8 protein-coding genes and 1 pseudogene are annotated in these 8,091 nt (G+C 60.7%); 2 read left to right on the top strand and 7 right to left on the bottom strand.

Going from position 1 to position 8,091, the window contains the following annotated elements; genetic code table 11:
- Positions 1 to 13 precede the first annotated feature (13 nt).
- The 4 genes and pseudogenes from GSM73_RS28200 to GSM73_RS07785 form a co-directional block, all read right to left on the bottom strand.
- Positions 14 to 160, bottom strand: a pseudogene (locus tag GSM73_RS28200) (hypothetical protein); the annotation flags it as partial.
- A gap of 57 nt (positions 161 to 217) precedes the next feature.
- Positions 218 to 958 (bottom strand): S-methyl-5'-thioinosine phosphorylase, encoded by a 741-nt coding sequence (locus tag GSM73_RS07795; protein ID WP_047227213.1) that lies wholly within the window; start codon positions 956 to 958, stop codon positions 218 to 220.
- An 11-nt stretch (positions 959 to 969) separates the two neighbouring features.
- Positions 970 to 1,968, bottom strand: coding sequence for a beta-N-acetylhexosaminidase (nagZ, locus tag GSM73_RS07790; protein ID WP_178129666.1), 999 nt, complete (start codon positions 1,966 to 1,968; stop codon positions 970 to 972).
- Between the two features lie 183 nt (positions 1,969 to 2,151).
- Entirely contained in the window at positions 2,152 to 2,859 is a 708-nt protein-coding gene (locus tag GSM73_RS07785) for a TetR/AcrR family transcriptional regulator (protein ID WP_047227211.1), read from the bottom strand.
- Between the two features lie 240 nt (positions 2,860 to 3,099).
- Between GSM73_RS07785 and lexA the strand changes: the two genes are divergently transcribed.
- Positions 3,100 to 3,708 carry a transcriptional repressor LexA gene (lexA, locus tag GSM73_RS07780; protein WP_047227210.1) on the top strand — a complete coding sequence of 203 codons (609 nt, stop codon included), beginning with the start codon at positions 3,100 to 3,102 and terminating at the stop codon, positions 3,706 to 3,708.
- 10 nt (positions 3,709 to 3,718) lie between these two features.
- Positions 3,719 to 4,192 (top strand): SOS-induced cell division inhibitor SulA, encoded by a 474-nt coding sequence (sulA, locus tag GSM73_RS07775; RefSeq protein WP_160892052.1) that lies wholly within the window; start codon positions 3,719 to 3,721, stop codon positions 4,190 to 4,192.
- A gap of 71 nt (positions 4,193 to 4,263) precedes the next feature.
- Here sulA and GSM73_RS07770 read toward each other — a convergent pair whose 3' ends face one another.
- The 3 genes from GSM73_RS07770 to topA all read right to left on the bottom strand — a co-directional run bounded on the left by GSM73_RS07770 (position 4,264) and on the right by topA (position 7,989).
- Positions 4,264 to 4,497 carry a hypothetical protein gene (locus GSM73_RS07770; protein WP_047227208.1) on the bottom strand — a complete coding sequence of 78 codons (234 nt, stop codon included), beginning with the start codon at positions 4,495 to 4,497 and terminating at the stop codon, positions 4,264 to 4,266.
- A gap of 106 nt (positions 4,498 to 4,603) precedes the next feature.
- Entirely contained in the window at positions 4,604 to 5,128 is a 525-nt protein-coding gene (locus tag GSM73_RS07765; protein ID WP_107322906.1) for a DUF6586 family protein, read from the bottom strand.
- Between the two features lie 248 nt (positions 5,129 to 5,376).
- Positions 5,377 to 7,989 (bottom strand): type I DNA topoisomerase, encoded by a 2,613-nt coding sequence (topA, locus tag GSM73_RS07760; RefSeq protein ID WP_160892050.1) that lies wholly within the window; start codon positions 7,987 to 7,989, stop codon positions 5,377 to 5,379.
- Positions 7,990 to 8,091: the final 102 nt, after the last annotated feature.

Here is an 8,091-nt window from a genome sequence, read left to right as displayed (position 1 = left end):
ACTAACCGGTAGACACCTTGTCACTTTGAAAATCCCTCACCGGCGTGCGCCGATCCGTGGTGCTGCCGGTCAACAACGAATAGTCAAGGCTGCGCTTTTGCAGCTCCTCCTCAATCAAGGCCAGCATTGAGGTGAACTGGGAAAACAACAGAATCTTGCGCGAATAGCCCTTGCTGGCAGCAGGAAACCTTTGCGCCCGTTTTCACTGCCTGTTCCGCTAGCCAGCCATCAATACCCGCGCCAACGTCGACTTCACCTTCCCCATCCCATCATGCAGCGCCTGCTCGATTTCCGCCATGGTGATCACAGCCGTGGACTTTCCCGCCGCCGGATTCACCACCAGCGCCAGGCAGGCGTAATCGAGCTCCAGCTCACGGGCCAGCGCCGCTTCCGGCATGCCGGTCATGCCGACGATGTCGCAACCGTCGCGCTCCAGGCGGGCGATTTCGGCCACGGTTTCCAGGCGCGGGCCCTGGGTGCAGGCGTAGACGCCATGGCTGCTGTAGCCACAGCCTTCGGCGGCCAGAGCGGCGATCAGTTGCTGGCGCAGCGCCTCGCTGTAGGGGTAGCTGAAATCAATGTGGGTAACCGCCTCCAGGTCATCGGCAAAATAGGTGTGCTGACGGCCGCTGGTGTAATCGATCAATTGGTGAGGCACGCAGAAATGCCCGGTCCCCATCGCGGCGTGAATCCCGCCCACGGCGTTGACCGCCAGGATCGCCTCGGCGCCGGCCTGCTTCAGGGCCCAGAGATTGGCGCGATAGTTCACTTGGTGAGGTGGAAAGCGATGAGGATGGCCGTGACGGGCCAGAAACAGCACTTCGCGCCCGGCGTAGTCACCGATCTGCACCTCGGCCGATGGCGCACCATAGGGCGTTTCTACTGCCAGGGACTGGCGAATGGTCAGACCTTCGAGCTGGGTCAGGCCAGTGCCTCCGATAATTGCGTAAACGGTCATGACAAATGTCCTTAATCGATCAGTTGGGCGGCTTTCAGCGCGCCGATTGCCGTCAGCCAGCGTGGGTCCTGGCGGTACTCGGTGGAGGCGAAGGCCTGCCCGCGCATGCGTGCGATGCGCGCCGATGGTTTGACCTTCAACCGCTGGGCGGCGCTCAAGGCCAGTTCGGCGGCGGCGCGGTCGTTGCACACCAGCCCCATGTCGCAACCGGCCGACAACGCCGCCTCGATACGACTGGCGGCATCACCCACCACATGAGCACCCGCCATCGACAGATCATCGCTGAAAATCACACCATCGAACTGCAATTCGCCACGCAGAATGTCCTGCAGCCAGCGCCGGGAAAAACCGGCCGGATTGGCATCGACCTGCGGATAAATGACATGGGCCGGCATGACGGCCGCCAGTTGCTTGCTCAGTTTGGCGAACGGAACCAGATCGTGGGCGCGGATCTGTTCAAGGCTGCGCTCATCGTTGGGAATGGCCACATGGGAATCGGCTTCGGCCCAGCCGTGGCCGGGGAAATGCTTGCCGGTGGCGGCCATACCGGCGGCGTTCATGCCCCGAATGAAGGCACCTGCCAGCAGCGCTGCGCGCTCGGGGTCGCCTTCGAAGGCACGACTACCGACCACCGCGCTACGTTGATGATCGAGGTCCAGCACCGGGGCAAAACTCAAATCGAGGCCGACCGCCAGCACTTCAGTGGCCATGATCCAGCCGCACTGCTCGGCCAGGTATTCGGCATTCGGGTTGTCGGCAATCGCCCGCATTGCCGGCAAACGCACAAACCCCTGGCGCAGGCGCTGCACACGCCCGCCTTCCTGATCGACCGCCAGCAGCAGGTCGGGGCGGATGGCGCGAATCGAGGCGCTCAGCTCGCGCACCTGGCGTGGATGCTCGATATTGCGAGCAAAAATGATCAGGCCACCCACTTCGGGCTGGCGCAACAGGTGGCGATCTTCGGCCGTCAACCAGGTACCGGCGACGTCCACCATCAACGAGCCTTGCAGGCCAGCAGTCATAATATTTCCTTGATAACAATGAACCCGCACAGCGGCGCACGCACGACCGCGCCGCCGGGCTCCAGGCCCGGCAGGTCACGGTTATGCAATGAAATATAAAGCGGGTTCGAAACGAGAGTCGGCATGGGCCGCTAGCTTAGCGGATGTAGGCAGCCGCGCCCACCCGTGCACTCAGGCCTTGGCGAGCGCCGGGGTTGATTTGCTGCGCGGGCGCAACTGCGCGGCAGCCATGGCCTCATCGGTGACGCCACTTTCGGCGCGCATGCCAGCAGCCAGGAATGGCACCATCAGACGCATCACTTGCTCAATCGAGGTATTCACACCGAAATCGGTTTCAGCGATGGCCCGCAGCGCCTTGATGCCGGACATGCTGAAGGCAGCGGCGCCGAGCATGAAATGCACGCGCCAGAACAACTCGATCGGCGGAATGCGCGGCGCGGCCTCGTTGACCAGAAGCATATAGCGGCGGAAAACCTTGCCGTACATGTCTTCCAGATACCGCCGCAGGTGGCCTTGGCTCTGGCTGAATGCCAGGCCCAGCAAGCGCATGAAAATGGAAAGGTCGTTACCGCTGCGTGGCTGCACGACAAGGGCTTGCTCGACCAGGATCTCCAGCAGCTCTTCCAGGGTTGGCTTGACGTCAGGCTTGGCCTGACGCCGCTCCAGCTCACGATCCAGGCTGACACAGAAAGGCCCGAGGAAACGCGAGAACACGGCCTGGATCAGCGCTTTCTTCGAACCGAAGTGATAATTCACCGCCGCCAGGTTCACCCCGGCCTTGCTGGTGATCAGACGCAATGAGGTTTCAGCGAAACCTTTTTCCGCGAACAATTGCTCGGCAGCATCGAGAATGCGTTCTACGGTTTCCGACTGGGCCATGGCTACTCCGCCTGACAAACACTTGTTTGAAACATACGTTTCAGCCTTGGGGTTGTCAAGCCTGCCGGGACGTTTTGCGAACGCTCGGTCAGATATTTAACCACACCTGCGGCCCGCTGTAGCCCATGACGTTTTTGCGGCCCGACCGACCGTCCAGCGGCCTGTGCGAAAAGGAGGATTGCCAAGCCGCGCCCACTGTATATAATCCCAGTCACTGTATAAAAAGACAGAGCGATCAATATGCTAAAGCTGACGCCACGCCAAGCAGAGATTCTAGCCTTCATCAAACGCTGCCTCGAAGACAACGGCTACCCGCCGACCCGCGCGGAAATCGCCCAGGAACTGGGCTTCAAGTCGCCCAACGCGGCTGAAGAGCACCTCAAGGCGCTGGCTCGCAAGGGCGCTATCGAAATGACCCCGGGCGCGTCCCGTGGCATTCGCATCCCCGGTTTCGAGGCCAAGGCCGACGAAACCACCCTGCCGATCATCGGCCGGGTAGCAGCAGGTGCTCCGATCCTCGCCGAGCAGCATGTCGAGGAATCCTGCAACATCAACCCATCGTTCTTCCATCCGCGAGCTGACTACCTTCTTCGCGTGCACGGCATGAGCATGAAGGACATCGGCATCTTCGACGGCGATCTTCTTGCGGTCCACACCACTCGCGAAGCCCGCAACGGCCAGATCGTGGTGGCGCGAATCGGTGATGAAGTGACCGTCAAGCGTTTCAAGCGCGACGGCAGCAAGGTCTGGCTGATTGCCGAGAACCCCGAGTTCGCCCCCATCGAAGTCAATCTTAAAGATCAGGATCTGGTCATCGAAGGCTTGAGTGTCGGCGTTATTCGCCGCTAAAGGAGGCTTTATGCAGTTCCCACACACACCACAACACACTCAACTTCCGCTGTTCGAGGCGTTCATGGCCCAACCGCTGGTTCCCGCCCTCAAAGAGGTGATCGAGTCACCTTGGGGCGCCGAGCCCGAAGCCTTCAGCGAACTGTCGTTACGTGGTGCCGCCGGGAACTGCCTGAACCTGCTGGCGCCGATCCTGCGCGAGCTGAGCCAGGACCAGGACGCTCGCTGGCTGACGCTGATCGCACCACCGGCCAGTGTCACCCAGTCCTGGCTGCGAGATGCGGGCCTGAACCGTGAGCGCATCCTGCTGCTACAGCCGCGGGGCACTCAAAGCGCCCAGCAACTGACCTGCGAAGCGTTGCGCCTGGGCCGCAGCCATACGGTGGTCAGCTGGCTCAATCCGTTGACCACGACCGCACGGCAACAGTTGATCAGCGCCGCGCGCACCGGGGACGCACAAAGCCTGAATATTCGATTGGGCTAAAAAACTCAGGGCTTCTCCAGGACAGAGAAGCCGGCCAGGAACACTATCGTCCAAAAAGCCGACAGGCGGGATCAATGAAGAACCCGCGGCCCCTCTTCCTTGTTGAATTCGCCTTCAACCAGACGACCTGCCATCTGCACGCCCACACTCAACATCGCCTTGGCGACTTCGACGTGCTGGCCTTGCAGGAAGGCCTTGGCGTCCTCAGAGAAGTTCAAGGTAACCAGAGAACCCTCGTCCTCGGCCCTGCGCAGCTCGATGCGGCCATCAGGAAGTTCGACAATTTCTAGAAAGGACGTTGGCATAAAAGTCTGTTCTCCACGAAAGGCGAGGATTATATAGTCATCGGCCAGGCTTCGCTCGGGATCTTGACCAAGCGTTATGGGCGAATATTACGGATCGAGGGAAAACTCAGCACTCGTTCAGCCCTTCGCGAAAGCGGATTGCCAGGCTCTTGAGGTTCTGACGCCAGCTTTCCAGCTCCTCTCGGCTCAACGCCTGCTCGGGCTCTTCTTCGTCCAGATTGACCGCCATGATCAAAGGTTGGGTCACGTCGCCCTTAGGCTTGCGAGGAGCACGGGGTGGCTCGAACAGTGCCGCGTGTGCCGCCAACAGTTGCGCCAGCCAGGTTTGCGGGTTGTGCGCCAGCTCGACCATTTCGGCCAGTTCCGGAATGGCGACGGTTTCCAACACTTCTTGTGTCAACAACAGTTCGGCCCGGGGCGCATTTGCCTGCGGCAGACGGTAGAAACCGGCAATTTCGTGGCAAAGCCCCAACAACGCGCCGTACAGATGAAACAGCGCTGATTCGCGCCCAGCCTGGGTCAGCGCGGGGGAATTCATCGCACGCCCATCCTCTGCCCTGGCGAGCGCTTCGAGCGACAGGCCGGCGAAATAAATTTTCTGATTGGTGCGGGTGTAGAGTTCGTGGGCCATGGCGGCATTCTCCCCAACGAAATAAAAGCTTCACGCAAGGGCGACAGTGTCGTGGAACAACCGAGGCCACTGCAAGGCAAAAACAAAAAGGCCGCATGAAAACCTACGGGTTGTCATGCGGCCTTTTGTTTACTTGAGGCTATTGGGACGGCTGCGCCCGAAATATCGGACTGGTCCAGCGGGAGCAAGCTCCCTCGCCACAGGGAGCCCTAAAGCAAGCCCCCCCCTCTTCAGACAAGCCTTTGCGATCAGCGCTTGTCTTCAACCGTCCATTTACCGCCGTCGTAGTACGCCTTCCAGCCGGTTGGCTTGCCGTCGACTTCGGTCTGCACGTACTGCTCCTTGGTCTTGCGGCTGTAACGAATCACCGCCGGCCGACCCTCCGGATCCTTCTGCGGAGCTTCGCAGAGGAAATGGTACTTCGGATCGATTTCGTCCTTGTGCGGCACGATCTCCAGCACCAGCGGCGCACGGGTCTCGCGGTTTTTCGGGAACTGGCTCGCCGCCAGGAACAGGCCGGACGCGCCGTCGCGCAGGATGTAGGTGTCGTTGACCTTCTCGCACTTGAGTTCAGGCATCTTCACCGGGTCCATCTTCGGCGGCGCCGCATCACCGCTCTTGAGCAGTTTGCGGGTGTTCTTGCAGGTCGGATTGGTGCAGCCGAAGAACTTGCCGAAGCGGCCGGTCTTGAGCTGCATCTCACTGCCACACTTGTCGCACTCAAGGCTCGGACCTTCATAGCCCTTGATGCGATAGGTGCCCTCTTCGATCTCGTAACCGGCGCAATCGGGATTGTTACCGCAGATGTGCAGCTTGCGCTTCTCATCCAACAGGTAGGCATCCATCGCTGTGCTGCAGATCGGGCAGCGGTGCTTGCCGCGCAGCACCAGGGATTCCGATTCACCCTCGTCGTCCGCGGCGATTTCGTCGCCCGGCACCAGGTTGACCGTCGCCTTGCAGCGCTCCTTGGGAGGCAGACTGTAGCCCGAGCAACCCAGGAACACGCCAGTCGAGGCGGTACGGATCTGCATCGGACGACCACACGTCAGGCATGGGATGTCGGTCATGACGGGCTGGTTGGCCCGCATGCCGTTCTCGGCACTTTCGGCTACTTCGAGCTTTTTCTTGAAGTCGCCATAAAACTCGTCGAGGACGTTTTTCCAGTCCCGCTCACCCTGGGCCACATCGTCGAGGTTCTCTTCCATGCCGGCGGTGAAGCCGTAGTCCATCAGGTTGGAGAAGCTCTCGGACAAACGTTCGGTGACGATGTCGCCCATCTTTTCCGAATAGAACCGACGGTTGTGCAGCGCCACGTAACCGCGGTCCTGGATGGTGGAAATGATCGCCGCGTAGGTCGAAGGACGACCGATGCCACGCTTTTCCATTTCCTTGACCAGGCTGGCTTCCGAATAACGGGCCGGCGGCTTGGTGAAGTGCTGGGTCGGATCAAGCTTGATCAACTTCATCACATCGCCCTGGGCCATGTCTGGCAGGACGTCGTCGTCACCCGGCTTGGTGATTTGCGGCATGACGCGGGTGTAGCCGTCGAACTTCAGGATGCGGCCCTTGGCGCGCAGCTCGAAGTCGCCGGCACCGACGGTGACCGTGGTCGACAGGTATTGCGCCGGCAGCATCTGGCAGGCCAGGAACTGGCGCCAGATCAGCTCGTAGAGGCGCTCGGCATCGCGCTCCATGCCCGACAGCTTGCTTGGCTCGGTGTTGGCATCGGAGGGACGAATCGCTTCGTGAGCCTCTTGTGCGCCTTCCTTGCTGCTGTAGACGTTCGGCGTCTCCGGCAGGTATTTCTTGCCGAACTCGCTTTCTATATAAGTGCGCGCCATTGTCACGGCATCGGCCGAGAGGTTGGTCGAGTCGGTACGCATATATGTGATGTAGCCCGCTTCGTACAAACGCTGGGCCATCATCATGGTTTTCTTCACGCCGAAACCCAGGCGGTTGCTCGCGGCCTGTTGCAACGTGGAGGTGATGAACGGTGCCGACGGCTTGCTGCTGGTCGGCTTGTCTTCGCGCTTGACGATGCTGTAGCTGGAAGCCTTGAGCTTCTCCAGCGCAGCCATGGCTTGGGCTTCGTTGAGCGGCTTGAAGGCTTCACCCTTCTCGCGGGCCACGTCGAAGCGCACGGTGGCGCCCTTGGCGGTGCCGAGGTCGGCGTGGACTTCCCAGTATTCTTCAGGGATGAACGCACGGATCTCCCGCTCGCGCTCCACCACCAGCTTCACGGCGACCGACTGCACACGCCCGGCCGACAGGCCACGGGCGATCTTGGCCCACAGTAGCGGCGAGACCATGTAGCCCACCACGCGATCAAGGAAGCGCCGCGCCTGTTGGGCGTTGACCCGATCGATGTCCAGCTCGCCTGGCTGGGAGAAGGCCTCCTGGATGGCCTTCTTGGTGATTTCGTTGAACACCACGCGCTTGTAGCGGCTGTCATCCCCACCAATGGCTTCGCGCAGGTGCCAGGCAATGGCTTCCCCTTCGCGGTCCAAGTCCGTCGCCAGATAGATGGTGTCGGCATCCTTGGCGAGCCGACGCAGTTCTTCGATGACCTTTTCCTTACCCGGGAGGATCTCGTACTTGGCTTTCCAGCCGTGTTCCGGATCAACCCCCATGCGCGAGACCAGCTGCTTGCGCGCCTTGTCCTTGGGCGACAGCGCCGGCGCTTCACCGGCAGCAGCCTTGCCGCGCTTGGCGGCTGGCTCCTTGCTGGCGCTAGCCGAACCGCTGGTGGGCAGGTCTCGGATATGGCCGATACTCGACTTCACCACGTATTGGTTGCCCAGATACTTGTTGATGGTCTTGGCCTTAGCCGGGGATTCCACAATGACCAGCGATTTGCCCATGGATCAGAAAATTCCTGAATTCTAAAAAGTGAAAGGCGGTTGGCGCCTGACGCGGCACCGCTATATATAGTGGCTGCAAGGTGAGGTCAAGCGCAGGGTTGC

It is taken from the genome of Pseudomonas sp. PICF6 (assembly GCF_009831705.1).
Lineage (GTDB): Bacteria > Pseudomonadota > Gammaproteobacteria > Pseudomonadales > Pseudomonadaceae > Aquipseudomonas > Aquipseudomonas rhizophila.
Note: the sequence above shows the minus strand (reverse complement) of the source record. Positions and strands in the feature narration are given on the sequence as shown.

Coding starts and splice junctions, on each gene's coding strand:
- GSM73_RS07795 (WP_047227213.1), bottom strand. CDS start 958: ATGACCGTTTACGCAATTATCGGAGGCACTGGCCTGACCCAGCTCGAA.
- GSM73_RS07785 (WP_047227211.1), bottom strand. CDS start 2,859: ATGGCCCAGTCGGAAACCGTAGAACGCATTCTCGATGCTGCCGAGCAA.
- lexA (WP_047227210.1), top strand. CDS start 3,100: ATGCTAAAGCTGACGCCACGCCAAGCAGAGATTCTAGCCTTCATCAAA.
- sulA (WP_160892052.1), top strand. CDS start 3,719: ATGCAGTTCCCACACACACCACAACACACTCAACTTCCGCTGTTCGAG.
- GSM73_RS07770 (WP_047227208.1), bottom strand. CDS start 4,497: ATGCCAACGTCCTTTCTAGAAATTGTCGAACTTCCTGATGGCCGCATC.
- GSM73_RS07765 (WP_107322906.1), bottom strand. CDS start 5,128: ATGGCCCACGAACTCTACACCCGCACCAATCAGAAAATTTATTTCGCC.
- topA (WP_160892050.1), bottom strand. CDS start 7,989: ATGGGCAAATCGCTGGTCATTGTGGAATCCCCGGCTAAGGCCAAGACC.